A 24,604-nucleotide genomic window follows, 5' to 3' on the forward strand; every position below is an offset into this window, starting at 1 on the left:
TAACCACCAACCAAGGGTTATGTCCGAAGTCCAGAAATTCCATGGGCCGGACAATGCCGCAGCGGATTTCTTAATTCAATCTTTGCCTGTACCTGGCAAAGGTTCATCCGGCGGAAACAAATTCCTGCACGGCCATTGCAAACAAGGACCAGAGTCTACCTCAGCGTTTATTGCTCGTTGGGCAGGACTGCTGTGAGATGAGTCATCGACGGCTTTGGGCTCTAACCAGCTTAATGTTCATATTCACACTATAGTCGAACATCCGGTCCAAACCGCCGCTCAAACCCGGCGGGTTAAAGGCGTTCCATCAAGACTTTCAGTTTCGGAACCGCTGGAAGGAATAGCCGCAGTTTCAATCGGATTCTGAGGGCCCGCCGGGACTGTACACCGTAAACAACTCTTTTGGTTCATTCACGCCGCGCAGCATGTAGCGGCCGACCGAGACAAGCTCCTGCGCGCAGGGCTGTGCAGCGCGGGCGACATCGTCCGAGATAAGGATCCTTTGACCCAAAGACCGGTGCATTCCCGCAATGCGGGCGGCCTGGTTGACAGCCGGGCCGATCACAGTGAAGTCCAGCCGGGTCTCGGACCCGATATTGCCATAGAGAATCTCGCCCGAATGTAGGGCCAGCGTATAGTTGGCCACCGGCAGACCTTGCGCGCGGCGCCTTGCGTTCAGTTCATCCATGCGGGACTGCAACAAGGGCACAGCATCAAGCGCGGCACGGGCGTCTTCGTCGATCTCTCCGACATCGAACATTGCCATCAGGCCGTCACCCATGAATTTCAGGATGTTGCCGCCCTTGTCATGCACCACACCCACGGCGACGGCCAGATAGTCGTTCAGCATGTTGATGATCTCATGCCCCGGCAGGTCTTCGGACAGCGTGGTGAAGCCTTCGAGGTCGAAATTCCAGATCACAGCATCGATTTGCTGCAAAGACCCACGCCGAATTTCACCCGACAGAACCCGGCGACCGGCATCCCGCCCCAGATAAACCCGCATCAGATCCTTGGCCAGATCCTGGTTCTTGGCGGATTTGAGCGCCAGCCCCAGATGCGGCAGTACAGTTTGTATTTTGTTCAGATCGCTGTCTTCGAATCCGTTCGGTGCGTCGCTGGTCCAGGACATCAGAACACCATCGCTGACCTTTTTCGTGCCGTCGGGGCGTAGTTGACTGGCCCCTTCATATGACAGGCCGGTGGCATAATAGTCTGTCGCTCCGATTTCACGCAGATCATTCAACAAGGGAAAGCGGCTGGGTTCATTATGGTCGACCAGTTTGACCCGGATTTCATCCAGATCATCGTTCAGCAGCGCATAGAGTGGGCTTTGCTGCCAAACTTCGCTGGGCGTTTCCGTGTATTCAAACTTCTCGGATTCACCGCCCGCGCCGTTGTACCAGCTGTAACCGGTACCTCCGTAAACCGGATGCAAGGTCGACTGCGCCGCATGAAAGCGCATCAACGGAATACCCATTTCCACCAATCGGGCACAAAACCCTTCCAACAGCTCTTCTTGCCCGGCGCCCTCTAACCCCTTGTTGACCAGCCATTCGATCAGGGAATGTGAGAAAACTGAAGCGGAATCTGGCAATGTCATTTTGTTGTCCGTATCAAGTATGATCCCCATTTGGGGGCGGGCCGCGTCAATTGCCACAGGTCAGTCCAAACCAGCCAACCTTTGCAGCATTTGTCGCAACAACGCAGCCTCTTCCGGTTTGAACAGGCCTGACAGTTTCGCATCGTAATTGGCAGCAACGCCGCGCAGGTCACGATACACAGCTTGCCCTGCTGGTGTTAGTGTCAACCATTCCGCCCGCCGATCCGCTTCGTCCCGTGTGCGTTTCAGGTATCGACGCTGTTCCAGCTTGGCGACAGCACGGCTGATTTTGGTTTTGTGCATTCTGGCGCGCTCACCGATTTCCTTGGCAGTCATCTCGCCAAACAAACCCAGATGGAACAATACCCGCCATTCGGTTCTGAGCATCCCATAACGGCCCTTGTAAACTGCCTGAAACTCTAGCGAAGCCCGTTCGGCCGCCTGATTCAGCAGGAAGGGCAGAAAATTTTGCAGATAAAAGTCATCATTTTTTTCGGATTCATCGTGTGTCATGCTTGTTAGTTACAAAATCAACTATTAACCGACAAGCAGCAAACGGAGGAAAACGCAATGAATCGTCCGACTGATCCGCATACGCTGACACAGGCTGCGACGCCTGTCGGAACTCATGCAGGCTATATGCCAGGCTTTGGGAACGACTTTGAAACCGAGGCCCTGCCCGAGGCCCTGCCGCAAGGGATGAACAGCCCGCAACGGTGCAACTATGGTCTTTACGGAGAGCAGCTGAGTGGCACGGCCTTTACCGCCAACCCACCCGAGCGCACCTGGTGCTATCGTATTCGCCCATCCGTAAAGCATTCACATCGTTATGAAAAAATTGACCTGCCCTACTGGAAATCGGCCCCCTGCATTGATCCGGATGTGATCAGCCTTGGCCAGTACCGCTGGGATCCCATCCCGCATTCCGACGAAGGTCTGAACTGGATGACGGGTATGCGGACCATGACGACCGCAGGTGACGTGAACACGCAGGTCGGCATGGCAAGCCACATCTATCTGGTCACGGAATCCATGGTGGATGACTATTTCTTCTCGGCTGATTCCGAATTGCTGGTTGTGCCACAGGAAGGGCGCCTGCGATTTGCGACAGAACTGGGAATCATCGACTTGGAACCCAAGGAAATCGCGATCATTCCACGCGGTTTGCTGTACCGGGTCGAGGTTCTGGAAGGCCCTGCGCGCGGCTTTGTCTGCGAGAATTACGGTCAGAAGTTTGAACTGCCGGGGCGCGGACCAATCGGTGCCAACTGCATGGCCAACCCGCGCGACTTCAAGGCACCGGTGGCCGCTTATGAGGATCGTGAAACCCCTTCTACCGTGACAATCAAATGGTGCGGGCAATTCCACACAACCAAGATCGGCCACAGCCCACTGGATGTCGTGGCATGGCACGGCAACTATGCGCCCTATAAATACGACCTGCGCAACTATTGCCCCGTCGGCGCGATCCTGTTTGACCACCCCGACCCGTCGATCTTTACCGTTCTGACGGCTCCGTCCGGCCAGCCCGGCACGGCCAATATCGACTTTGTCCTGTTCCGCGAACGCTGGATGGTGATGGAAGACACGTTCCGCCCGCCGTGGTACCACAAGAACATCATGTCCGAGCTGATGGGCAACATCTACGGCCAGTACGACGCGAAACCTCAGGGCTTTGTTCCCGGCGGCACAAGCCTGCACAACATGATGATCCCGCATGGCCCCGACAGGGAAGCCTTCGACAAGGCGTCATACTCCAACCTGGGGCCGGACAAGCTGGACCAGACAATGTCGTTCATGTTCGAAACCCGCTTCCCGCAGCACCTGACCCCGTTTGCCGCCACCGAAGCGCCGTTGCAGGATGATTACATCGACTGCTGGACATCGCTTGAGAAGAAGTTCGACGGAACGCCGGGCAAGAAATGAGCTTGGATATCTGGATCACCTATGTGGCAACGGTCCTGCTGCTGATGAGCACACCGGGACCCAGCCAGTTGCTGATGTTGTCAAACTCAGCGACTAACGGGCTTCGGCGCGGGCTGTTCACCGCTGCCGGAGATCTGACGGCGAACTTTCTGCAAATGCTGGCGGCGGGGCTGGGCCTAGCCGCCCTGATCGCCACATCTGCAACCGCACTGACGGTCATCAAGTGGCTTGGTGTCACCTATCTGGTTTATCTAGGGATTAAGCAGATCCTAAAGGCCCGTATGTCTGAAACGCAAACCGCGCCCAAGGCCAGCCGTAAATCGCTTTGGATGCAGGGGTTCATTACTTCCGCCGCAAATCCCAAGGCCGTGGTCTTTTTTGCAGCACTGTTTCCGCTGTTCATTGACGCAGCCCTGCCCTTCTGGCCACAATTCGCCATTCTGTCGTCTACCTATCTGGTCATGGACGGGATGCTCCTGAGCGCATATGGCGGCAGCGCAAGCTGGCTGGCTCGCCGTTTGCAAGGTCCGGCAAAGCTGTGGCTTGACCGCATTGGCGGCAGCTTCATGATCCTCGCTGCTATCTTGTTGGGGCTGAAATCCCTTCGCCCTTCTGCTTAACCAACAAAACAGGGACATCGTATGCCTCTAATGACATCCTGGGTGGCGTCGGCCAATGACGCGACACATCCGTTCCCACTGAACAATTTGCCTTACGGTGTCTTCTCGACCGAAGGTGATGATCCCCGCTGCGGTGTGGCCATCGGCGACATGATCCTCGACGTCACGGCCGCCGAAGCCGAGGGGTTGATCACCCTGAGCGATGAGCCGCTGTTCGACATGCCGTTCTGGAACCCTCTGATGGAGGAAGGCCCAGCCGTCTGGACCGCGCTGCGCGCGCGGCTGATCAGCCTGCTGGCCGAAGGGTCAGATGAACAAGCCAAGGTCGAACCGCTGCTTTTCAAACAGGCCGATGCGGAAATGCATCTGCCCTTTGCGGTCAGCGAATACACCGATTTCTACGCAGGCCGAAACCATGCCTTCAACGTGGGCACCATGTTCCGGGGGCCGGAAAACGCCCTGCCGCCGAATTGGCTGCACATTCCCATTGGTTACAACGGCCGCGCATCTTCGGTCGTGGTCTCAGGCACGGATATTCGCCGCCCCTGGGGTCAGTTGAAAGCCCCCGATCAGGACTTGCCCGCCTTCCTGCCCAGTCGCCGTTTTGACATCGAGCTTGAGATGGGCGCGATTGTCGGAACGCCCTCGGATGGTCCGATCACCGTGCAGGAAGCGGATGACAATATCTTCGGTTACGTGCTTCTGAATGACTGGTCTGCGCGCGACATTCAGGCATGGGAATATCAGCCGCTGGGCCCGTTTCAGGCAAAGGCCACGGCAACCTCGATCAGCCCGTGGATCGTGACCAAGGCGGCGCTCGAGCCATTCCGCTGTGACACGCCATCCCGCGAGTTCGAGTTGCTGGATCACCTCAAGGATTGCGGGCCGATGCTCTATGACATCGATCTGGCGATCACCATGGCACCTGCCGGACAACCCGCCACGACGATTGCCCGGACCAATTACAACCAGATGTACTATTCCGCTGCGCAGCAATTGGCGCATCACACCACATCAGGATGCCCCATGAACACGGGCGACCTGCTGGGATCGGGAACCATTTCCGGGCCAACCAAACCTGAACGTGGCTCGTTGCTGGAGCTTAGCTGGGGCGGCAAGGAACCTCTGACATTGGACAGCGGTGAAACCCGCAGCTTCATCGAGGATGGCGACACGTTGACCCTTACCGGCGCAGCCCAGGGCGACGGCTACACGATCGGCTTCGGTGAATGTGTCGGCACCGTTTTGCCCGCTCTTGAAAACCCATATTCACGATAAGGAACCCACCATGGCCAAGGCATTCGCGTCCCAGGGGGACATGTCGGAAAAAAAGATCAGCTTTACTGAAGTCGGAGAAGGGCTTTATGCCTTTACTGCTGAAGGCGATCCGAATTCGGGTGTGATCATCGGTGACGACAGCGTGATGATCGTCGAGGCGCAGGCGACTCCGCGTCTGGCAAATAAGGTTATCGAATGCGTGCGTTCCGTCACCGACAAACCGATCACGCATGTGGCCCTGACCCACTACCACGCAGTGCGTGTTCTGGGCGCAAGCGCGTTCGGCGCGCAGCAGATCCTGATGTCGGACATGGCCCGCGCCATGGTTGTCGAGCGGGGTCAGGAAGACTGGGACAGCGAATTCCAGCGCTTCCCGCGCCTCTTTGAAGGGCATGAAAGCATCCCCGGCCTGACATGGCCCACCACCACCTTCAGCGATACGATGACGGTGTATCTGGGCAACCGCCGGATCGACCTGATGCATCTGGGCCGCGCGCATACGGCAGGCGATATCGTCATCCATGTGCCGGATCAGAACGTGATGTTCACCGGCGATATCGTCGAATATCACTCGGCCTGCTATTGCGGTGACGGTCATTTCAGCGATTGGGGTGACACGTTGGACGAGATCAAGTGGTTCGATGTCGACGCCATCGCACCGGGGCGCGGCGATGCGCTGGTTGGCAAGGACATGGTGAATGCGGCCATCGAGAACACCCGCGATTTTGTCGAAAGCACATACCGGCCGGCGGCGAAGGTCGCGGCGCGCGGCGGGTCCCTGAAAGAGGCCTGGGACGCAGTCCGCGCTGAATGTGATCCGAAGTTCGCCGACTACGCAATCTACGAGCACTGCCTGCCGTTCAACGTGGCCCGCGCCTATGACGAGGCGCGCGGCATTGACACGCCCCGCATCTGGACCGCCCAGCGCGACCTCGAGATGTGGGAAGCCCTGCAAGGCTGACGAAAAACGGTCGAGTTTGATCCAGATCGTTTTTTGCGGCGGGATTCGATGAAACCATAAACTAAGACCTCCGGCGCCCGTCGCCGGGGGACAGGACATGCAGCACATCGGTGCATCTGTTTCGGGGGGGAGCCCATGAACAAGATCTTTGAAACGCCGCTTTACGGATATAAACGCAGCCCGGATCAGGACAGCCCGACGCCCGTCAGGCACAAGGTCATCGTGATCGGTGCGGGGCCGGTTGGTCTGGCCGCCGCCATCGATCTGGCCCAGCAAGGGGTCGAAGTTGTGGTTCTGGACGAGAATGACAAAGTCAGCTTCGGCAGCCGCGCCATCTGTTTTTCTCAGCGTACGCTGGAAATCGCAGACCGGCTGGGTTGCGGCCAGCGATTGGTCGACAAAGGCGTGCTGTGGGACCGGGGCAAGGTCTTTTTCGACGACCGTCAGGTCTATGATTTCAACCTTCAGCCGGACGAAGGTTATGCCAACCCGGCCTTCATCAACTTGCAGCAATACCATTTTGAAAACTTCTTTGTGGAACGCGTGCGCGAGTTGCAGGCAAAAGGCGCACCGATTGAAATTCGCGGGCGCAACAAGGTTGACGCAATCGGTACGCACGAAGATCATGTTCGGCTGGAGGTCGAAACCCCCGAAGGCCCCTATACACTCGAGGCCGAATGGCTGATCGCCTGCGATGGTGCCGCGTCGCCCACCCGGCGCATGCTGGGCATCGATTTCGAAGGGCGTGTTTTCGAAGACAATTTCCTGATCTCGGACGTGATCATGGATGCCGATTTCCCTTCGGAACGCTGGTTCTGGTTTGACCCGCCGTTCAATCGCGGGCAATCCGCGCTTTTGCACAAACAACCCGACAATGTCTGGCGTATTGACCTGCAACTGGGTTGGGACATCGACAAGGAACGCGAAAAGCGCCCCGAGAATGTGATCCCGCGCCTCAAGGCGATGCTGGGCGATGACGTCGAGTTTCAGCTGGAGTGGGTCTCGATCTATACATTCCAGTGCCGCCGCATGGAGAGCTTCCGCAAAGGGCGTGTCCTATTCGCAGGCGACAGCGCGCACCAGGTCAGCCCCTTTGGCGCGCGCGGTGCCAACTCCGGCCTGCAAGACACTGACAACCTGTGCTGGAAACTGAAACTGGTGCTGGATGGGAAAGCTCCCGAAAGCCTGCTGGACAGCTACAACGCGGAACGCGTGCACGGGGCTGATGAGAACATCCAGAAATCCAGCCGCTCAACCGATTTCATCACTCCAAAATCCGAAATGTCGCGGGTTCTGCGGGATGCGGTTCTGGACCTCAGCGAGAAGTACGAATTTGCGCGTCCTTTGGTGAATTCAGGACGCCTGAGTCAACCTTGCACCTATGACGGCTCGACCCTCAATTCTGCCGACGCGCTGGATGGCCCAGCCGAAACGCGCCCCGGCTCGGCCTGCCCGGATGCGCCGCTGGGTGATGCGTTCCTGTTGCCCAAACTGGCAGGCAAATTCACCCTTTTGACGATTGATGCGGATGCCCCAGAAGTGCTGGAAGAAGTCGGGGTCGAGGTCACGCGGTTGGCGCTGTCGGTCAAGGATGACCAGACCCTGGCGCTGAAACGTCGCTATCTGGGCGACGCAACCAGCGCGGTTTATCTGATCCGTCCTGATCAGCACGTGGCGGCGCGCCGGGACAGTTATGAAGAAAACAGTTTCCGCCATGCAATCCGCAGAGCCTGTGGCAAGGAGTGAGCGCGATGTCAGACCTGATCCTATCACCGAATATCGACGATGCTGACGACTTCTATGCCGAGCTGCTGGCCGCGCATGAAGGGCTTGAAAAAGCCGACAGTGACGCGCTGAACGCCCGACTGGTTCTGGTGCTGGCCAATCACATCGGCGACAAGGCGGTGTTGTCTGACGCTATTCGCGCCGCCACCCTGGCCGACAAGTGACGGATTCGAATGTGAGCAAAACCGTCCTTTATGACTATTGGCGGTCCTCGGCCAGCTATCGGGTGCGGATCGCCCTGAATCTGGCCGGGATCGACTATCGCGCGGTTGTCGTCGACCTGGTGGGCGGCGAACACAAGGGCGATGCACATATCGCGCGAAATCCACAAGGGTTGGTTCCGGTGCTGGATATTGACGGGCAGCGGCTGACACAGTCTCTGGCCATTCTCGACTATCTGGACAAGACACGTGAATTGAACCTTCTGCCCGACGATGCAGCAGGGCGCGCACGCGTGCAGGCGCTGGCCTATGCGATTGCGGTGGACATTCACCCTGTTTGCAACCTTTCAGTTGCTCGCCATGCGACCACCCTCAGCAAAGACCCGACCGACATGCCCGGAGAGTGGATGCGGCACTTCATACGGCCGGGGTTGCAGGCCTTCGAGACTATGTTGGGTGAGTTTGAACAAACCCCCTATTGCGTTGGTTCACAGCCCGGCCTCGCCGACATCTGCCTGATCCCGCAGATCTACAATGCACGCCGGTGGAAGGTCGACCTGTCGGACATGCCCCGTCTGCTGGGTGTCGAAAAGGCCTGCGCCGATCATCCCGCATTTGTTGCGGCGCATCCTGACAGGCACGCACCCCAATAAGCTTGCACAGGTCCTGTGTGCCGGTGTGCCTAGGCGTCCGTCGCAATCGGACTTAGCTTTGTTTCATCAAAGCAAAAGAGGTTCTGATGCCCGAGATCAACGGATACCACGCCCATGTCTATTACGACGCCGACACGCAGCACACGGCGCAACAGGTCTGCGAAGAGGCCGCCCGTCTGTTCCCCGTCCGGATGGGACGCATGCATAGCCGCAATGTCGGCCCCCACCCGCGCTGGAGCTGCCAATTGAGTTTTGCGGCTGATGCTTTCGATCAGGTCACTCCGTGGTTGATGCTGAACCGGCGGGGCCTTACCGTTTTCACCCACCCGGAAACCGGCGACCATCTGGCCGATCACCGCGATCGCGCGATTTGGATGGGTGAAATGCTGGATCTGGACCTGTCGATCTTTGACACGCTTCAGCCCAGCGCCCGCGCCTGATCCCGCAGAACGAATTTCTGCACTTTGCCGGTTGAAGTCTTCGGCAGGGTGCCAAACACCACGGTCTTGGGCACTTTGAAATGGGCCATGTTGTCCCGGCAAAAGGCAATCAGCTCTGCCTCGGTCGCGGTTGTACCGGGCTTCAGTTCGACAAAGGCACAGGGGGTTTCGCCCCATTTCTCGTCTGGCCGGGCCACAACCGCGGCTTCCATGACTGCCGGGTGTTTGTAGAGAATGCCCTCGACCTCGACGGAGGAGATGTTCTCGCCGCCTGAAATGATGATGTCTTTGGACCGGTCTTTGAGCGCGATATAGCCATCCGGGTGCATGACGCCCAAATCGCCGGATGCGAACCAGCCGCCCTTGAAGGCCCCATCGGTGGCATCAGGGTTCTTGAGATACCCTTTCATCACCACGTTGCCCTGCATAAAGATCTCGCCCATGGTCTCGCCATCCGCGGGCACGGGCTCCATCGTTTCGGGATCGGCCACCATCAGGCCAGACAACGCCGTATACCGCACGCCCTGCCTTACTTTCAGGGCAGCACGGTCTTCGGGTCCCTTGTCGTTCCATTCATCCTTCCACGCACAAACGACCGAGGGCCCGTAGGTCTCGGTCAGGCCATAAACGTGCGTGACCTCGACCCCCATAGCTTCCATCGCTTCGATCACGGCGGCCGGCGGCGGAGCGCCCGCGGTCATAACCTTGATCTGATGGTCAAAGTCTTTCAGTTCATCCGGCGCGTGGGCCAGCATGTTCAAAACGATGGGAGCACCGCAGAAATGGGTGACCTTCTCATCACGGAATGCCGCATAGATCGGCTCGGCACGCACGGCGCGCAGACAGACGGACACGCCCGCATTGGCGGCCATGGCCCAGGGGAAGCACCATCCGTTGCAGTGAAACATCGGCAAGGTCCACAGATAGATCGAATGCTTGGGCATATCCCAGTCCAGCAAATCCGATTGTGCATTCAGCGTGGCGCCGCGGTGGTGATAAACCACGCCCTTGGGATTGCCCGTTGTGCCGGACGTATAGTTCAGCGTGATCGCATCCCATTCATCCTCGGGCAGTGACCAGTCAAATTCGGGGTCTCCCTCTGATATCAGGGCGTCATAGGTCAGGCTGCCAAGCCTTTCACCGCCTTCAAAGCTGGGATCCTCGATGTCGATTACCAGAATATCATGATCAACCTGCTCCAGCGCCTCTTTCACGACGCCGGAAAACTCGGGGTCAACCAACAAGGCCTTGGCTTCGGCGTGGTTCAGGATGAAAGCGACTATCGGAGCATCCAGACGCGTGTTGATGGCATTCAAAACGGCACCCGCCATGGGCACACCAAAATGCGCTTCGTACATCTCGGGGATGTTTGCGGCGATAATTGAAACGGTATCACCCTTTCCGATACCCCGCGCATTCAGGGCCCCCGCCAGCCGGCGGCACCGGGCATAGGTTTCAGCCCAAGTATACCGCCGCTCACCATAAACGACCGACGGGTAATCGGGATAAACCTGCGCCGTGCGCTCAATGAACGAGAGGGGCGACAAGGGTGTGTAATTCGCCCGGCATTTGTCCAAATGACGCTCATAGATATTCGTCGCTGCCAACTGCTGATCCTCCCTGCACTCGGTTTGCGCGACTTGAGCACAAACTTGGTGCTCTGACAAATCCGTAGTATTACGATACCCTTATTGACTGGCAATACGGGATGGTGCGATCTGGCCCTACTTAGATCCGGCCATTCGCGGTGATCTGAAGCATCTTAAACATATGCCGGGGCACGCCATTTCCGCACCCCGTGCACCGCACCTCACTGAAAGGACTTGTCATGGACGGCACGTTCAACGAAAACGATCTTTCCCGCGTGGTCGAAGCCGACCGCGCCCATATCTGGCATCATCTGATCCAGCACAAACCCTTTGAAACCAATGACCCCCGCATCATTGTTGAAGGCAAGGGCATGCGCGTCTGGGACCAGAAAGGCAAAGAGCATCTGGATGCGGTTTCCGGCGGCGTCTGGACTGTCAACGTCGGCTATGGCCGCGAATCGATCTGCAAGGCCGTTTACGACCAGCTGATGAAGCTGTGCTATTTCGCCAATTCGGCCGGCTCGATCCCCGGCGCGATCTTTGCCGAGCAACTGATCGACAAGATGCCCGGCATGAGCCGCGTGTATTACACCAACTCAGGGAGCGAGGCGAACGAGAAGGCGTTCAAGATGGTGCGCCAGATCGCGCACAAGAAATACGGCGGCAAGAAGACCAAGATCCTGTATCGTGACCGCGATTATCACGGCTCGACTCTGGCGACCATGTCGGCAGGCGGTCAGGACGAGCGCACCGCACAATACGGCCCCTTTGCGCCAGATTTCGTGCGCGTGCCCCACTGCATGGAATACCGCAAGCACGAACTGGACGGTGCCCCCGAAGAGAACTTTGGCGAATGGGCCGCAGATCAGATCGAACAGGTCATCCTGCGCGAAGGCCCCGACACCGTTGGCGCACTGTGCCTCGAGCCGGTGACCGCAGGTGGCGGCGTGATCGAAGCGCCCGAAGGATACTGGCAGCGCGTGCAGGAGATCTGCAAGAAATACGACGTGCTGCTGCATATCGACGAAGTTGTCTGCGGCGTGGGCCGCACCGGCACATGGTTCGGTTATCAGCAATACGGCATCAAGCCGGATTTCGTGACCATGGCCAAGGGCGTCGCCTCGGGCTATGCCGCGATTGCCTGCATGGTCACCACCGAGGAAGTCTTTGACATGTTCAAGGATGATGCTTCGGACCCGATGAGCTATTTCCGCGACATCTCGACCTTTGGTGGCTGCACTGCCGGTCCGGCTGCTGCAATCGAAAACATGCGCATCATCGAGGATGAAAACCTGCTGGGCAATTGCGCGGCCATGGGTGACCGCATGATGGGCAACCTTCAGGCGCTGATGGAAAAACACAAGGTCATTGGCGACGTGCGCGGCAAGGGCCTGTTCCTGGGTGCCGAGCTGGTCGCAGACCGTACCAGCAAAGAGCCTGTGGACGAGAAACTGGCGCAGGCGGTTGTGGCCGACTGTATGAACCAGGGCGTGATCATCGGTGTCACAAACCGCTCGATCCCAAGCCGCAACAACACGCTGTGCTTCTCGCCCGCCCTGATCGCCACGGCTGATGACATCGACCAGATCACCGACGCGGTCGATGGCGCGCTGGGGCGTGTGTTCGGGTGAATTCCCTCAATGAATTTACGAAAACCGGCGCTGAATGCGCCGGTTTTTTTGCGTTCGCGTGGCATCTACGCGGGCTCTCCTGCCATTCGTCTAATTTCTCAGACTTCTGAGAATTCGTTGATAGAACGCGCCGTGTGCATCTTCAGCGGTAGGTTCGGTGATCAATTCCCAATCCAAATCCAGTGTTCCAGCCGGAACTAGTTGCCGCGCGATCTCGGCTGGTGTGGTTTCATCGCTGGTTCCGTTCTCCCAATCGTGAAAAGCCGATGAGTATCGAACGACCGCCCCGCTGGTGGGCAAATCGAGCGAACCTCCCTCGGCAAAAAACATCAACCCGTCACCCATTTCCTCCCCTACGAGCTTGAGCCTAGGTCCCAATCGATGTTTGAGGATGGCGACAAAAACTATCGCAGCCGAAAACGTGAATTTATCGACAAGCACAACAACCTGCCTGCTTGCGTTTTCAGAGATGGCGTCGATCAAGGGCATCGTTTTGAGAAAGTCGCCACCGGTGTTTCCACGAATGTCAATCAAGAGCGTATTTTCCGAGCAAACGCTTACTTGTTCTGCTGCACCTGAGATGGCTTTCGGCAGCGCACCTTCTCCTGAATCGAGAAAACTGGGCAACAGTATCGAAAGCCCAAGTCCCCGCCAGCCCTTAGTCTCCACAAGTCTCTCGGGTGCCCAAGCCGGATCGGCCCGGCCATGCTCGTTTCTCGGGTAGAGCGTTGATGCAGGAACCGTATGGCCGTTTTCCACTTCGAATTCGGATATCTGACCGTTCTCGTCTTGCACGCGATACTCGGTAGTTTCGTCTTTTGAGGAAAAACCGAGACGAGCCAAAGCATAGGGCCACACGAGTATAGTCGATCCGATTACCCGTTTCCTTTGGCGCGTTCCTGCCAGAAATGTTTGTGAGGCGGCTTCGATTTGGCTTAACGGTGTGCCGTTGACTGCAACCAGCTTTCCTCTGGGCGCAGTTGTTTCTGGTGCCGTACCAACTAACTGGATGGCAGTTCCGATGCTCACGAATCTCAGCGGGAGCACCGAGATGGCATCATTCGGAATCAGCCGTGTGTGCCCGTTGTCGGGAAGTGCCAGTAGGCGCATTGTTGAAAACAGAAAGGCCTCTTTTAGACCTTCTGAAGCGTATCTTCGGGCATCACTAATGCAACTGTCTATCGCCGTCTGTTCGATCCGCCGAAAGCTGGGATCGCGTGGCAAGGCAGTTTCTAAAACTTGCTCAAAGTCTTGTACCAGCGACATAGTTTAAGGTGCGCACGACTGCTGGACGATGTCCAGAGTGTGCTTAACACCGACGCCCAATCTATGGAAAACAAAAAAGCCGCCCCAAATGGGACGGCCTTTCTTTCACTGTCTCTCGAAAGAGGATCAGGCGGTCAGAGCTGCCTGAGCTTTGGCGACGATCGCGCCGAACGCTTCCGGTTCGTGCACGGCCAGGTCGGCCAGAACTTTGCGGTCCACCTCGATACCGGCCAGGTTCAGGCCGTTGATGAAGCGGGAATATGTCAGTGCTTCGTCATGCGAACGGACAGCAGCGTTGATACGCTGGATCCACAGCGCGCGGAAGTTGCGCTTGCGGTTTTTACGGTCGCGGGTTGCATACTGGTTCGCCTTGTCGACGGCCTGACGGGCAACCTTGAAGGTGCTCTTGCGGCGGCCATAGTAACCTTTGGCGGCCTTGATAACCTTCTTGTGACGGGCGTGAGTTACGGTTCCACCTTTAACGCGGGACATCTCTTAATCTCCTCTTAGCGGTCGTAGGGCATGTAGCCCTTGACGATCTTGGCGTCGGGGGCGGACAGGGTGGTGTTGCCACGGGCATCGCGGATGAATTTCTTGGTCCGCTTGATCATGCCGTGACGTTTGCCGGCCTGGCCAGCAAGGACCTTACCGGTCGCAGTCACCTTAAAGCGCTTTTTGGCGCTCGACTTTGTCTTCATCTTAGGCATTTCCGTCTCCTTTCGGGGTTCGGTTTCAGACGCGACTCGGCATGCCATCTCGGCCGGTCACGCGATCAGAAGCGCCGTTTACGCAAGTTCGACTATACTGGCAAGGGGGTTTGGACCAGAATCTGCGCTTTTTACAGGCTGATCAGGCACCGGGGCGACAAAGGCCGCCCCGGTGGTTTGATTTAGTGTTCGAATTTGCGGATTTCGCCGGTCTTCAGTCGACTCGCATAGCTGGCCAGTTCTTCACGCACCACCTTCATCAGGAAGTAGAGCGCAAACACGTTCACGACCGCCATCGCAAAGATTGCCGCATCCGAGAAGTCGATGACAGGGCCAAGATTGGCCGCCGCGCCGATAACAACGAAGATGCAGAAGATGACCTTGAACACCAGCTCCTTGGCGTGGCCCTCACCGAACAGGTAAGTCCAGGCTTTGAGGCCATAGTAGGACCAGCTGATCATGGTCGAGAAGGCAAACAGGATCACCGCAACCGCCAGGATATACGGGAAGAAACCGAACGCGCTGCCGAAGGCGGCAGAGGTCAGGCTGACACCCGAGTTGCCGTCAACAGTGGCAATCGCCGTGCCGGCCTCATTCAGCATGTAGTTGCCGGTTTCGGGATCGATGATCAATTGCTGGGTGATGATGATGACCAGAGCGGTCATTGTGCAGATCACCACGGTGTCGATGAACGGTTCCAGCAAGGAAACGAAGCCTTCCGTGATCGGTTCCTTGGTCCGAACAGCCGAGTGCGCAATCGCTGCCGAGCCAACACCCGCTTCGTTCGAAAACGCCGCACGTTTGAAGCCCTGGATCAACGCCCCGACCATGCCGCCCGCAACACCCAGACCGGTGAAGGCGCCGGCGAAGATCTGACCAAAGGCCCAGCCGATCATATCCGCATTCATCAAGATGATGACCAGAGCGGTCAGAACATAGAGAATGCCCATGAACGGTACCACCTTCTCGGTCACCCGTGCGATAGACTTCAGGCCGCCGACGATGACCATGAAAACAACCGCTGCGAAGACCAGCCCGGTAATCCAGCCCGGATAGTCACCCACGATTCCCGCGATCTGCTGATGCGCCTGATTGGCCTGGAACATGTTGCCCCCACCCAGCGCGCCAAGGATACAGAAGATCGAGAACAAAACCGCCAGGATCTTGCCACCCGGCAAGCCCAGTTCGTTGAACCCTTTGGACATATAGTACATCGGGCCACCCGAAACGGTGCCGTCTTCGTACTCGTTGCGGTACTTCACGCCCAGCGTACATTCGGTGAATTTCGACGCCATCCCCAGAAGACCCGCCAGGATCATCCAGAAGGTTGCACCCGGTCCGCCGATGCCGACGGCAACAGCAACACCCGCGATATTGCCCAGACCGACTGTACCGGAAAGCGCTGTGGCCAGAGCCTGAAAATGGCTGACCTCGCCCGCATCATTGGGGTCGGAATAGTCACCTTTGACAAGACTGATTGCGTGGCCAAAAAACCGCATCTGCACAAAAGCAAAATACAGCGTGAAAACCGTCGCAGCGATCACCAGCCACATCACGATCCATGGGAAACTGGTCCCGGGGAATGGCGCGAAGATGAAGCTGACGAATGGACCGGTCAGATTAGCGAAAGTCTGGTTGATTTTTTCATCAAGCCCCGGAGCTTCTTGCGCAAAGGCAGGGCTGGCGACAATGGCGGCGGCCGTTGAGGCGCCGAGGTGTTTAAGCATTCTCATTTTGTCCCTCCCTTCAGTTCACAACCGTGACCGGAACGTCGGCATGCATCACAAGGTTTTGCGTCGAACTGCCGAAGATACGTTTCTTGATCCCGTCTGCCGAAGACCGGCCGACAACGATCTGCGAGCCGCCCATTTCCATTGTAATGGCGTTCAAGGTCTCCGCCACGTCGCCATGACGAACAACACCCTGCGCTTCGAAACCAGCCTCTCTGAGGGCCTCAACGGCAGGTGTCACGATACGCGACGTTGCCAGATCAACCTCTTCTTCCCTTCGCTTGTGACGCTGTGCGTTTTCTTCCGGTGTCTGAAAGGTGTAAGGGGACCATTCGATCACATAAGCGACCACCAGTTCACACGAGCCGATCAACCTTGCCAAATCCTTGGCAAAGGCAATCACGCGCTCACCGGTCTCTGTCCCGTCGAGTCCTATGACAATCTTTGTTGTCATGTCGTTCCTCCATTTTTTTTCATTTGGCCGGGGCCCGTGCCCCCGGCAGGGCAGCCGGAACTTGGAACTTTCAATAAGACCGCCCTTTGGTAAGTATCAGGAATTTTCACTAGGAATTGGGGATTTTTTTGGCCTATACTCAGTGTAAATTATCGTTCTGCACTAAAAAAACAGGAAGATTTACTGATTAGTAGAGAATTGGACAATATCGATCAGCGCATCCTGCACGAGCTTGAGGCCAATGGCCGGCTCTCAATAGTTGAGCTTGCGGCGCGCGTAAACCTTACGAATACGCCCTGTTCGGAACGCGTGAAACGGCTGGAAAAGAACGGCTATATCAAGGGCTACAGCGCCATCGTCGACAAAGAGAGAATGGGGCTGGCCCTTCTGACCGTCGTACAGGTGTCGCTGACCGCAACGGCCGAGCAATCCCTGGATAAATTCAACGAGGCCGTACGCGATGTGCCGGAAATCGAAAGCTGCCTGATGGTGGCGGGGTCGTTCGATTACCTGCTGACTGTCCGCACCCGCGATATCGCGCATTTCCGGATGATACTGGGTGAGAAAATCAACAAGCTGCCCGGGATTCACCAAACCAGCTCATTCACGGTCATGGAGGCCGTGAAAGAGCCGGTTGGCCAACGGGTGTCCGGGCCTTGATACCCGTTCCGGTTATTCGGGATCCGTGCTGTAGATCAGTCGCTCGTCACAGGGCGCCACGCGCAGAATGTTGGTGGTACCCGGTACGTTGAACGGCACCCCGGCGGTGACAACGATCTGGTCGGTTTCAGTTGCAAAGCCCCCTGCCCTTGCGGCGCGCGCTGCGTTTACAACCGCGCTTTTGAACCGCTCGAGCTCGGGCGTCATGACGCAATTGCACCCCCAGCTCAGGCAGAGTCTGCGCGCCGTTCCCATCAGCGACGTCATCGCGATAATCGGAACACCGGGACGTTCGCGCGCGGTCAATGCGGCTGTCGTGCCACTTTGCGTAAAGCAGCAGATCGCCTTGATATCGGTTTTCTCGGCTATTTCACGCGCGGCGGCAACAATCCCGTCCGCAACGGTGGTTCCCTTGGCGGTACGCGACGCCGCGATGATCTGCGTATATGTCGGGTCGGCTTCGACTTCGATGGCAACCTTGTTCATCGTCTGCACCGCTTCGATCGGATAGGCACCGGCTGCCGATTCCGCGCTGAGCATGATGGCATCAGTGCCTTCGTAGATCGCCGTCGCAACGTCCGACACTTCGGCACGGGTCGGCATCGGGCTTTCGATCATGCTTTCCAGCATCTGTGTGGCGACGATGACGGGCTTGGCTGCCCCACGGCATTTACGGACCAGTCGTTTCTGGATCGGAGGCACGGCAGAAACAGGCAGTTCCACACCCAGATCGCCGCGTGCCACCATGATCCCGTCCGACGCGTCAAGGATGTCGTCAAACGCCTCAACTGCGGCAGGTTTTTCAATCTTGGACAGGATCGCAGCACGGCCATCCGCAAGCGCGCGAGCCTCGAAAACGTCCTTGGCGCGCTGCACGAAGCTCAGCGCCAACCAGTCGACACCCAGTTGGCAGACAAACTCCAGATCCTCTCGGTCCTTGGCCGACAAAGCCGCCAGCGGCAGCACCACATCAGGAACGTTGACGCCCTTGCGGTTCGAGATCGTGCCACCCACCTCGACCGTGCAATTTGCAAAATCCTGCCCGCAGTCCTGAACGATCAGTCGGATCTTGCCGTCATTTACCAGCAGGCGCGCGCCCGGCTCAAGCGCCGCGAAAATCTCGGGATGCGGCAGGCAGACCCGGTTGATGTCGCCCGCAGCAGGGTCGAGGTCGAGCCGGAAGGACGCGCCTTCTTCCAGCTCCTCGGCCTCGTTGGCAAAGACACCAACGCGCAGCTTGGGGCCCTGAAGGTCGGCCAGAATGGCAATCGGGCTGTCCAGATCCTTTTCCACCTGCCGAATGATCTTGTGCCGTTCGCGGATCTCATCATGGCTGCCATGGCTCATGTTCAGACGAAAGACATCCGCGCCAGCCTCGTGCAGGGCACGAATCGTGTCATAGTCATTTGACGCTGGCCCCAGCGTCGCCACGATTTTCACATTTCTCAGGCGTCGCATTGGCATAGACCTCCTTACGTCATCTCAAGTTTGCAGATCAGCTTCCGCGAAATGTTACCGCAAACATCATCTCGATGCTTATTGCGCAATTCCCTTTTCAAAGCAACTGCCCTACACCAGCGGCAAACAAGATGACAGGCTCATGACATACACTCCATTTTTCGTCCACGGTGCGGACCGCCCGTCTCGCTGGCTGATTACATGCGACCATGCAACCAACACTGTTCCCCCAGACGTAAATGGCGGCGACCTCGGTCTGCCGCGCGAGGATATGGAACGCCATATCGCCTATGACGTCGGTGCGTATGAGGTGTCGAAACACTTGGGCGAGATCCTGAACGCGCCTGTGATTGCCGCCAACTTCTCGCGGCTGGTCATCGATCCGAACCGGGGTGAGGACGATCCCACGCTGTTGATGAAGCTCTATGACGGGTCAATTATACCCGGAAATCGCCATGCAGATGATGACGAGCGCGAACGTCGTCTGAATATGTGCTACCGCCCCTACCACGAGGCACTGGCACAAATGGCGGCCCTGCCCCATGCTGTGATCGTTTCGATGCATTCCTTCACCCGCCAGCTGCGCGGCCGTGAGCCGCGCCCATGGCACATTGGCGTGCTGCATACCTCGGACGAGCGGTTCTCTGGCCCGCTGATCGAAAGGCTTCAGGCCGAGGATGATCTGTGCGTTGGCGTCAACCAGCCGTATACCGGAGTTCTGCCGGGGGATGCGATTGACAAACATTGTACCGCGTTCGGACGCCCCAACGCACTGATCGAGCTGCGCAACGACTTGATCGCAGACCATACGGGTCAAAGGGAATGGGCCGAGCGATTGGCGGTGATCCTGCAAGATGCATTGGAAGCCAGCGACCTTTGACCGCAAGTCCTGCGCGTGCTTTTCCGCGCATCACGCTGTTGTGAGCACGGCCTTCATTTCCCATATCAACTGGGAAAGGGAGTCATCATGACACAAGAGTTTTTGACGACGTTTTTTGGTTGGATGGCCGTGCTCAATATCGCGGTGCTTCTGTTTACCACCCTGATGGTTCTGCTTTTGCAGGATTGGATTGCCGACATTCACGGCAGGATGTTTCGGATGGAACGCCCGGATGTGAAACGCGCCTATTTCAGGTATCTTGCGAACTACAAAATCCTGACGCTGGTTTTCTGCATCGTGCCGTGGCTGGCATTGAAACTGATGTGAAAAGGCGCTTCGGCACGTCCGTTTCTTGTAACGGGTCCACTGGATTGTTAGGTCAGAAGCAACTCAATCGCCATCCGGAGCCAGATCATGGACAAGCAAACCGAAATTGAACTTCAGGCTGCCGCATTTCGCCGGTTGCAAAAGCACCTGATGGAAGACCGCACGGACGTTCAGAACATCGACATGATGAACCTCGCCGGGTTTTGTCGCAACTGCCTGTCGCGCTGGTATCAGGAAGCGGCAAACGAAAAGGGAATCGAACTGGGCAAGGATGAAGCCCGCGAGATTTTCTACGGCATGACGATGGATGAATGGAAATCGAAATATCAAACCGAGGCCAGCCCCGAGAAACAGGCCGCCTTCAAGGTTGCGTTCGAAGAAAACGTCGGCACGAAAGACTGACAACGCAGTGCTCAAAAAGGCCCGCCGATCCGGCGGGCCTGTTGATTTGGATTACCGTTTCAAGCTGTTGTGCCACGCCCGCCATACGCTTTTACGAGGCCCCTGGCCCAGACCGACAGATCAGAAGTCATGCGAAAAGCCCGTTTGCCTTGCCAAAATCAAGGTAGCACCTTTTGCTACGCAGGTTGTCGAGCACGTCTTCACCGGCGGAATTAGTATCTGAATGATACTCGGTAATTCCGGTGCCCTCTAACATACGATTCATCAAGTTGAACAAACCGCAAACTTGTATAGCGTCAAACAGCGCATTCTCGGACCAGCCGGCATCGTAGACTGCTTTTGCATCGGCTTCAGTCATGCGGGAGGGGCTGGTTGTTAATTTCCCGGAATAAGCCAAAATGGGTTTTAGACTGTCGTCGATATCCGCGCTTTCAAGATCATCCATCAAGTCCTCGATGGTGCTGACATCAATGCCGAAAGCCTTGGCATGCACGGTGTGCGCGCCATGACAAAAAGCGCAGGCGTTCAATCCGGAGACATAGGCTGCAATGATCTCTCGTTCCGCGATGCTGAGTTCACTGTCGCCCCGCATGACACGATTTTGGTACTCTGCCAGAGGTCCAAGTTTCTCCGGGAAAGCGCGATAGACGTGGCCCAGATTCGCGTCTTCGGGCATGGACGGAAACAGGTTTTTCATTTCAACCTCTCGAAAATCAGTATCTTGCATCCTAGCTGGGCTCCGGGCTTTCGCAAACAAGCAACCTTTTGCATGTCGCAAGGCGGCATGGGGTAGTTGGTGTTATCCCCGAAGATTGCAGTCAATTGCCGCGTTGCACGGTGTCAGAGTGCGTATGCTGTTGGCTAGTTTTAGGCGTGCACGGAGTGCCGGACCTGTTTTGGAAGCTGTGGAAGCCTGTGACTGATGATCCAGCCCTTGCCGCAAACACGGGGGTTCCGGGTGCCCACAAGACGTTGGACATCTAGCGTGGTTTGGCCTTCAATCCACGCTCCTTGCCCAAAACAGACATCTTTAGCAGTCACATTACGATCCTTCACGAACTCTGGGTTCGGTCAGGTACCGAGCCGCTCGCCCACTATTGGAGCTGCAAAATATCCGGAACACAGAGTTTTCTTTTGGCCGGCATTTTTTCCGCACCATCAGATCGTTTCAGCCTTTTCGGCCCATCCTTGACCTTGACGTTCGGCTTGGACAATGGACCCTTCAAAGTCACTGGCCAGGGGCTTTTTGAAAGGGGTTCGCCAATCTTTCGGGGTTGCAGGTTCAAATCCAGAGATTTTCCCGCCACATTAACATCGCCAAAGACAACAACCTGGACATGATCTGTTTCCAGGGTGGTTTGTTTTGTCGAAAAATTTCCATTTGAAATATTGATCGGCGCGCGCAAGCATACGATTGGTGCAACCTTTTGTTTTTCTTTTGTAAATACCCAAGGCAAAACCCCAAGCCCCGCCAAATCCAGAAGCTGCGTTTCGATAGAGCCATCCCGCATTGAAACTGTGGCGCTGCCATTCATGGTGTTGGCAAAGTGTTTTGGTGAATCAGTTCCGCCGGTCACCGAAAAATCAGCATAGATCGTACCGCTGGCGCCCTTTTTGAAGTTCAGATTGTGGAGGATGTCATCCAGCTGCCAGCCGCCCGCCTTGCCGGTCAAAGTAAGCAGATGCGCGTCATTCGACAGATCCATTTGCCCGCTGACGTCGAAATGGGCGCCTCCGTATTCAAACTTCAACGGCCCGGCCTTAAGCTCTTCTTCGTTGAGGGTCAGATCACTCTGCAAACTGCTTATGCCTCTGGCGCCTTCGATATGCCGAAGATCAATATCAACATCCATATCCATACCGGACAAGAGAATTGAACGGCCGATAGGTTCAAGCGTCACATCTCTCAGCGGACCGGTGGCACTGTCTTCTTGATCGGCATCTTCCTCGTCCGCCTCTGAACCGCCTAACTTCCTCAACTGTGCGACGGCCTGAATGATGGTACGGATCTGATCTACCTTGATCAGCTCACTTTCAATAGTACCCCGCAATACAGGGTCACTTGTTGCATCATCAAGATCGGCCACGATTTGCAGGGCAGAGTCGGCTACCTCGACAGCAGCATTTGCGTTCCAATCAGTGCCCTGGCTGACAAGCCCGATTTCAAACCGCGCAGGACCGGTTTCGACACGTTCAAGTGACAGCGCCTCCAACAGATCCGCCCCGGATGGAACATCGACATCAATTGCCAGATCCAGATCCTCGAATTTGAGCACGTTCTTGACCTTGCCATGCACCTCGAGATTCCAGACTTCCGTTTCGCTTGTCCGGCCATCCAGATTCGTTAAAGTCAGCTGATTTATGCCGCCGTTCAAATGAAAGTTGCCGGAAAACCTGCCAAGCTGGTCGTCCGGCCCCAACAACTCTGGAGAGATCAGACTGCTTGCCGGAATATCCATCAGACCTTCAGCTGATATGCCTTGCAACCTCAGCGCATCATCGACCGAGCCGTTCAAAATGACAAACGGATCAGCGGGGTTCCCAATTCTCAGGTTGATGCTTCCAACACGCAAGGCGCCTTCGGGTGTTCTGGATAGCTCGGAAAACTTGATTGGAGGCGGGCCTTCGCCCGAGGTGTCCAATGTGAACCCGTTGGTTTTGATAACCATTTGTCGCTGAGGAACCTGCCCAGGAACACTGTCCATTACCATATCAACCGCAACAAGTTTAAGATCATATCGTGATGCGGCGGGGGCTGGTTCAGCATTTTCCGGGTACAACCGAATACGTGTTGTCAGCGATACATCTTCGGGGTTTCCCAATTCCCCGATTTGCCCGTTCAGCGAGAGGCTTTGACCACCATCCAACTCCGCCAGCACGGCCAGATCATCGATGCGGGAAGTGCCATTCGCCGTATGGAACGTTGCGCCAATACGCCCAGAGCCTTCCAATACTCGATCAAGTTTCAGGATGTCGAGAAGCTGACCAAGTTCCACAATCTCTATAGTCGTCCTCACCTCAAGCCCGGCTTCCTGAGGGACTTCTTCGGCAAGAATAGAGACTTGTTCAAAAACCGCTGTTATCCGAAACGGGTCTTCCGCTGGAAACGTTCCGCTGAGCTCAAACCTCTCGCCGTTCAGCGAACCTTCCCCAGCCGCAGAGGCCGTGTTGGTTTGATCGTCACGCTTCAAAAGCAGTTCAGGAAGCTGCAGATTCAGTTCAATCCCATTCAATTCATTCTGATAAAAAATGGTGATGTCGGTCAGGTCAACTGTGCGGTCCGACAGAATTCCGGCGACCGGTAGCATAGGAGGTTTTGCGGTTTGCGAAGCTGCTGCATTCGGTTGAGAAACAGAGTGCCAATTTCCAACGCCATCCTTGTCAGTGATCAGGTTCAGGTGAAAACCCGAGATAGAAAGGCCACTTAGAGAAAGCTTATTGTTCCAGAGGTCACGCGCGGAAACCTCGAATTCAATTTTGTCGATTGCCGCCAGCGTCGCATCTGCTTCCGGCGCCCCGGGTAGTACCAACCCCGCCGCTGATATCTGCAACTGCCGACCCAGACCGAGACGCACTTCATCTTCTATTCTGACGTCCTGACCAAGTTTCTTACTGATCAGGTTCTCAACAAAAGTGGCCCTGACAGAAGAAAACAACGCGGAGGACAGGAATAGCCAGGCCGCAAAGACAAAAACAAGCGCAACAGCGCAACAAATGAAAACACCTTTGACAACGTATCTCACGCTTCTCTCCCACGGCTCCAAGTCATCCTGAGCATCCTCATCAGACTGGTCCAAGTTGATTGTTAGTGCATCATCGGCCTGTAATCCATTGAGATGATGGATTTAGGTGCACTAAAGCGATAACGACGTTGGCTGAGTGAGCAATTTTTTGTTGCGATGTCTTCTCGATATTTCAATCGGTGTTCATGCGGCGAGCGTTTGAGCCTCCTCAACTGAACGGGTCCACCGTTATGTTTAGGAAACGGAGGACTGAGAATGGCAAACAAGCGACCGAGGCCCGAAGAGATTGTCTCGAAGTTACGGCAGGTTGAAGTTCTGATGGGGCAAGGG

Annotated in this window: 25 protein-coding genes; 13 read left to right on the forward strand and 12 right to left on the reverse strand. The window is 56.5% G+C overall.

Annotation, left to right across the window (positions count from 1 at the left end; genetic code table 11):
- Window positions 1–352: 352 nt before the first annotated feature.
- Together GOW09_RS20170 and GOW09_RS20175 are read right to left on the reverse strand one after the other, a co-directional pair.
- On the reverse strand, window positions 353–1,603 hold the full coding sequence (locus GOW09_RS20170; RefSeq protein WP_171120354.1) for an adenylate/guanylate cyclase domain-containing protein: 1,251 nt from the start codon (window positions 1,601–1,603) through the stop codon (window positions 353–355).
- Between the two features lie 60 nt (window positions 1,604–1,663).
- A complete protein-coding gene (locus GOW09_RS20175; RefSeq protein WP_171120356.1) occupies window positions 1,664–2,116 on the reverse strand; it encodes a MarR family winged helix-turn-helix transcriptional regulator in 453 nt (150 codons plus the stop codon).
- Window positions 2,117–2,173: 57 nt separating this feature from the next.
- Here GOW09_RS20175 and hmgA point away from each other — a divergent pair, with 57 nt between their 5' ends.
- The 8 genes from hmgA (at window position 2,174) to GOW09_RS20215 (ending at window position 9,427) form a co-directional block, all read left to right on the forward strand.
- Complete coding sequence (hmgA, locus tag GOW09_RS20180) at window positions 2,174–3,529, forward strand: homogentisate 1,2-dioxygenase (protein ID WP_152457011.1); 1,356 nt, start codon at window positions 2,174–2,176, stop codon at window positions 3,527–3,529.
- On the forward strand, window positions 3,526–4,149 hold the full coding sequence (locus tag GOW09_RS20185) for a LysE family translocator (protein ID WP_171120359.1): 624 nt from the start codon (window positions 3,526–3,528) through the stop codon (window positions 4,147–4,149). Before hmgA ends, GOW09_RS20185 begins: the two co-directional genes overlap by 4 nt.
- Before the next feature lie 21 nt (window positions 4,150–4,170).
- Complete coding sequence (gene fahA, locus GOW09_RS20190) at window positions 4,171–5,427, forward strand: fumarylacetoacetase (RefSeq protein WP_171120361.1); 1,257 nt, start codon at window positions 4,171–4,173, stop codon at window positions 5,425–5,427.
- A 10-nt stretch (window positions 5,428–5,437) separates the two neighbouring features.
- Window positions 5,438–6,388, forward strand: coding sequence for an MBL fold metallo-hydrolase (locus GOW09_RS20195; RefSeq protein WP_039541551.1), 951 nt, complete (start codon window positions 5,438–5,440; stop codon window positions 6,386–6,388).
- Between the two features lie 135 nt (window positions 6,389–6,523).
- Window positions 6,524–8,134 (forward strand): FAD-dependent oxidoreductase, encoded by a 1,611-nt coding sequence (locus tag GOW09_RS20200; RefSeq protein ID WP_171120363.1) that lies wholly within the window; start codon window positions 6,524–6,526, stop codon window positions 8,132–8,134.
- A 5-nt stretch (window positions 8,135–8,139) separates the two neighbouring features.
- Entirely contained in the window at window positions 8,140–8,337 is a 198-nt protein-coding gene (locus tag GOW09_RS20205) for a DUF2783 domain-containing protein (RefSeq protein ID WP_171120365.1), read from the forward strand.
- Window positions 8,338–8,348: 11 nt separating this feature from the next.
- A complete protein-coding gene (gene maiA / locus GOW09_RS20210) occupies window positions 8,349–8,987 on the forward strand; it encodes a maleylacetoacetate isomerase (RefSeq protein ID WP_171120367.1) in 639 nt (212 codons plus the stop codon).
- Between the two features lie 86 nt (window positions 8,988–9,073).
- Window positions 9,074–9,427 carry a DOPA 4,5-dioxygenase family protein gene (locus GOW09_RS20215; RefSeq protein WP_171120369.1) on the forward strand — a complete coding sequence of 118 codons (354 nt, stop codon included), beginning with the start codon at window positions 9,074–9,076 and terminating at the stop codon, window positions 9,425–9,427.
- Here the strand turns inward: GOW09_RS20215 and GOW09_RS20220 are convergent.
- Window positions 9,406–11,034, reverse strand: a complete 1,629-nt coding sequence (locus GOW09_RS20220) for an acyl-CoA synthetase (protein WP_171120371.1) — start codon at window positions 11,032–11,034, stop codon at window positions 9,406–9,408. The genes GOW09_RS20215 and GOW09_RS20220 overlap by 22 nt on opposite strands.
- Before the next feature lie 221 nt (window positions 11,035–11,255).
- Here GOW09_RS20220 and GOW09_RS20225 point away from each other — a divergent pair, with 221 nt between their 5' ends.
- Entirely contained in the window at window positions 11,256–12,647 is a 1,392-nt protein-coding gene (locus tag GOW09_RS20225; protein WP_171120373.1) for an aspartate aminotransferase family protein, read from the forward strand.
- Window positions 12,648–12,737: 90 nt separating this feature from the next.
- Here the strand turns inward: GOW09_RS20225 and GOW09_RS20230 are convergent, their stop codons facing one another.
- The 5 genes from GOW09_RS20230 to GOW09_RS20250 all read right to left on the reverse strand — a co-directional run bounded on the left by GOW09_RS20230 (window position 12,738) and on the right by GOW09_RS20250 (window position 16,804).
- Window positions 12,738–13,913: a peptidase S41 gene (locus GOW09_RS20230; protein ID WP_171120375.1), complete on the reverse strand. Its 1,176-nt coding sequence runs from the start codon at window positions 13,911–13,913 to the stop codon at window positions 12,738–12,740.
- Window positions 13,914–14,039: 126 nt separating this feature from the next.
- Window positions 14,040–14,405 (reverse strand): 50S ribosomal protein L20, encoded by a 366-nt coding sequence (gene rplT / locus GOW09_RS20235; RefSeq protein WP_152457001.1) that lies wholly within the window; start codon window positions 14,403–14,405, stop codon window positions 14,040–14,042.
- Window positions 14,406–14,419: 14 nt separating this feature from the next.
- Window positions 14,420–14,620: a 50S ribosomal protein L35 gene (rpmI, locus tag GOW09_RS20240; protein ID WP_010443552.1), complete on the reverse strand. Its 201-nt coding sequence runs from the start codon at window positions 14,618–14,620 to the stop codon at window positions 14,420–14,422.
- A gap of 182 nt (window positions 14,621–14,802) precedes the next feature.
- Window positions 14,803–16,353 carry a sodium:alanine symporter family protein gene (locus tag GOW09_RS20245; RefSeq protein WP_171120377.1) on the reverse strand — a complete coding sequence of 517 codons (1,551 nt, stop codon included), beginning with the start codon at window positions 16,351–16,353 and terminating at the stop codon, window positions 14,803–14,805.
- 13 nt (window positions 16,354–16,366) lie between these two features.
- Entirely contained in the window at window positions 16,367–16,804 is a 438-nt protein-coding gene (locus GOW09_RS20250; RefSeq protein ID WP_170344758.1) for a universal stress protein, read from the reverse strand.
- Between the two features lie 198 nt (window positions 16,805–17,002).
- On the opposite strand from GOW09_RS20250, the gene GOW09_RS20255 reads away from it, so the two are divergent.
- On the forward strand, window positions 17,003–17,464 hold the full coding sequence (locus tag GOW09_RS20255; RefSeq protein WP_174829475.1) for an Lrp/AsnC family transcriptional regulator: 462 nt from the start codon (window positions 17,003–17,005) through the stop codon (window positions 17,462–17,464).
- A gap of 12 nt (window positions 17,465–17,476) precedes the next feature.
- Here GOW09_RS20255 and pyk read toward each other — a convergent pair whose 3' ends face one another.
- Entirely contained in the window at window positions 17,477–18,922 is a 1,446-nt protein-coding gene (gene pyk, locus GOW09_RS20260; protein ID WP_152456997.1) for a pyruvate kinase, read from the reverse strand.
- Window positions 18,923–19,064: 142 nt separating this feature from the next.
- Between pyk and GOW09_RS20265 the strand changes: the two genes are divergently transcribed.
- The 3 genes from GOW09_RS20265 to GOW09_RS20275 all read left to right on the forward strand — a co-directional run bounded on the left by GOW09_RS20265 (window position 19,065) and on the right by GOW09_RS20275 (window position 20,531).
- The gene (locus GOW09_RS20265; protein WP_171120379.1) at window positions 19,065–19,802 is read left to right on the forward strand and encodes an N-formylglutamate amidohydrolase; all 738 of its coding nucleotides are present in this window, start codon (window positions 19,065–19,067) and stop codon (window positions 19,800–19,802) included.
- Window positions 19,803–19,889: 87 nt separating this feature from the next.
- Complete coding sequence (locus GOW09_RS20270; RefSeq protein WP_152456995.1) at window positions 19,890–20,129, forward strand: DUF6868 family protein; 240 nt, start codon at window positions 19,890–19,892, stop codon at window positions 20,127–20,129.
- 87 nt (window positions 20,130–20,216) lie between these two features.
- Window positions 20,217–20,531: a DUF1244 domain-containing protein gene (locus tag GOW09_RS20275; RefSeq protein WP_152456994.1), complete on the forward strand. Its 315-nt coding sequence runs from the start codon at window positions 20,217–20,219 to the stop codon at window positions 20,529–20,531.
- Between the two features lie 127 nt (window positions 20,532–20,658).
- Here GOW09_RS20275 and GOW09_RS20280 read toward each other — a convergent pair whose 3' ends face one another.
- The 3 genes from GOW09_RS20280 to GOW09_RS22425 form a co-directional block, all read right to left on the reverse strand.
- Window positions 20,659–21,258: a carboxymuconolactone decarboxylase family protein gene (locus GOW09_RS20280; RefSeq protein ID WP_254430130.1), complete on the reverse strand. Its 600-nt coding sequence runs from the start codon at window positions 21,256–21,258 to the stop codon at window positions 20,659–20,661.
- A gap of 367 nt (window positions 21,259–21,625) precedes the next feature.
- A complete protein-coding gene (locus GOW09_RS22885; RefSeq protein WP_171120380.1) occupies window positions 21,626–24,274 on the reverse strand; it encodes an AsmA family protein in 2,649 nt (882 codons plus the stop codon).
- 62 nt (window positions 24,275–24,336) lie between these two features.
- A partial coding sequence (locus GOW09_RS22425) for a hypothetical protein (protein ID WP_217360295.1) occupies window positions 24,337–24,604 on the reverse strand: 268 nt, incomplete at its 5' end.

It is taken from the genome of Ruegeria sp. HKCCA5463 (assembly GCF_013034175.1).
Classification (GTDB): domain Bacteria; phylum Pseudomonadota; class Alphaproteobacteria; order Rhodobacterales; family Rhodobacteraceae; genus Ruegeria.

Excerpts from the sequence above, each read along its gene's own strand:
- GOW09_RS20170 (WP_171120354.1), bottom strand. The coding sequence starts at position 1,603 with ATGACATTGCCAGATTCCGCTTCAGTTTTCTCACATTCCCTGATCGAA.
- GOW09_RS20175 (WP_171120356.1), bottom strand. The coding sequence starts at position 2,116 with ATGACACACGATGAATCCGAAAAAAATGATGACTTTTATCTGCAAAAT.
- hmgA (WP_152457011.1), top strand. The coding sequence starts at position 2,174 with ATGAATCGTCCGACTGATCCGCATACGCTGACACAGGCTGCGACGCCT.
- GOW09_RS20185 (WP_171120359.1), top strand. The coding sequence starts at position 3,526 with ATGAGCTTGGATATCTGGATCACCTATGTGGCAACGGTCCTGCTGCTG.
- fahA (WP_171120361.1), top strand. The coding sequence starts at position 4,171 with ATGCCTCTAATGACATCCTGGGTGGCGTCGGCCAATGACGCGACACAT.
- GOW09_RS20195 (WP_039541551.1), top strand. The coding sequence starts at position 5,438 with ATGGCCAAGGCATTCGCGTCCCAGGGGGACATGTCGGAAAAAAAGATC.
- GOW09_RS20200 (WP_171120363.1), top strand. The coding sequence starts at position 6,524 with ATGAACAAGATCTTTGAAACGCCGCTTTACGGATATAAACGCAGCCCG.
- GOW09_RS20205 (WP_171120365.1), top strand. The coding sequence starts at position 8,140 with ATGTCAGACCTGATCCTATCACCGAATATCGACGATGCTGACGACTTC.
- GOW09_RS20215 (WP_171120369.1), top strand. The coding sequence starts at position 9,074 with ATGCCCGAGATCAACGGATACCACGCCCATGTCTATTACGACGCCGAC.
- GOW09_RS20225 (WP_171120373.1), top strand. The coding sequence starts at position 11,256 with ATGGACGGCACGTTCAACGAAAACGATCTTTCCCGCGTGGTCGAAGCC.
- GOW09_RS20230 (WP_171120375.1), bottom strand. The coding sequence starts at position 13,913 with ATGTCGCTGGTACAAGACTTTGAGCAAGTTTTAGAAACTGCCTTGCCA.
- rplT (WP_152457001.1), bottom strand. The coding sequence starts at position 14,405 with ATGTCCCGCGTTAAAGGTGGAACCGTAACTCACGCCCGTCACAAGAAG.
- rpmI (WP_010443552.1), bottom strand. The coding sequence starts at position 14,620 with ATGCCTAAGATGAAGACAAAGTCGAGCGCCAAAAAGCGCTTTAAGGTG.
- GOW09_RS20245 (WP_171120377.1), bottom strand. The coding sequence starts at position 16,353 with ATGAGAATGCTTAAACACCTCGGCGCCTCAACGGCCGCCGCCATTGTC.
- GOW09_RS20250 (WP_170344758.1), bottom strand. The coding sequence starts at position 16,804 with ATGACAACAAAGATTGTCATAGGACTCGACGGGACAGAGACCGGTGAG.
- pyk (WP_152456997.1), bottom strand. The coding sequence starts at position 18,922 with ATGCGACGCCTGAGAAATGTGAAAATCGTGGCGACGCTGGGGCCAGCG.
- GOW09_RS20265 (WP_171120379.1), top strand. The coding sequence starts at position 19,065 with ATGACATACACTCCATTTTTCGTCCACGGTGCGGACCGCCCGTCTCGC.
- GOW09_RS20270 (WP_152456995.1), top strand. The coding sequence starts at position 19,890 with ATGACACAAGAGTTTTTGACGACGTTTTTTGGTTGGATGGCCGTGCTC.
- GOW09_RS20275 (WP_152456994.1), top strand. The coding sequence starts at position 20,217 with ATGGACAAGCAAACCGAAATTGAACTTCAGGCTGCCGCATTTCGCCGG.
- GOW09_RS20280 (WP_254430130.1), bottom strand. The coding sequence starts at position 21,258 with ATGCAAGATACTGATTTTCGAGAGGTTGAAATGAAAAACCTGTTTCCG.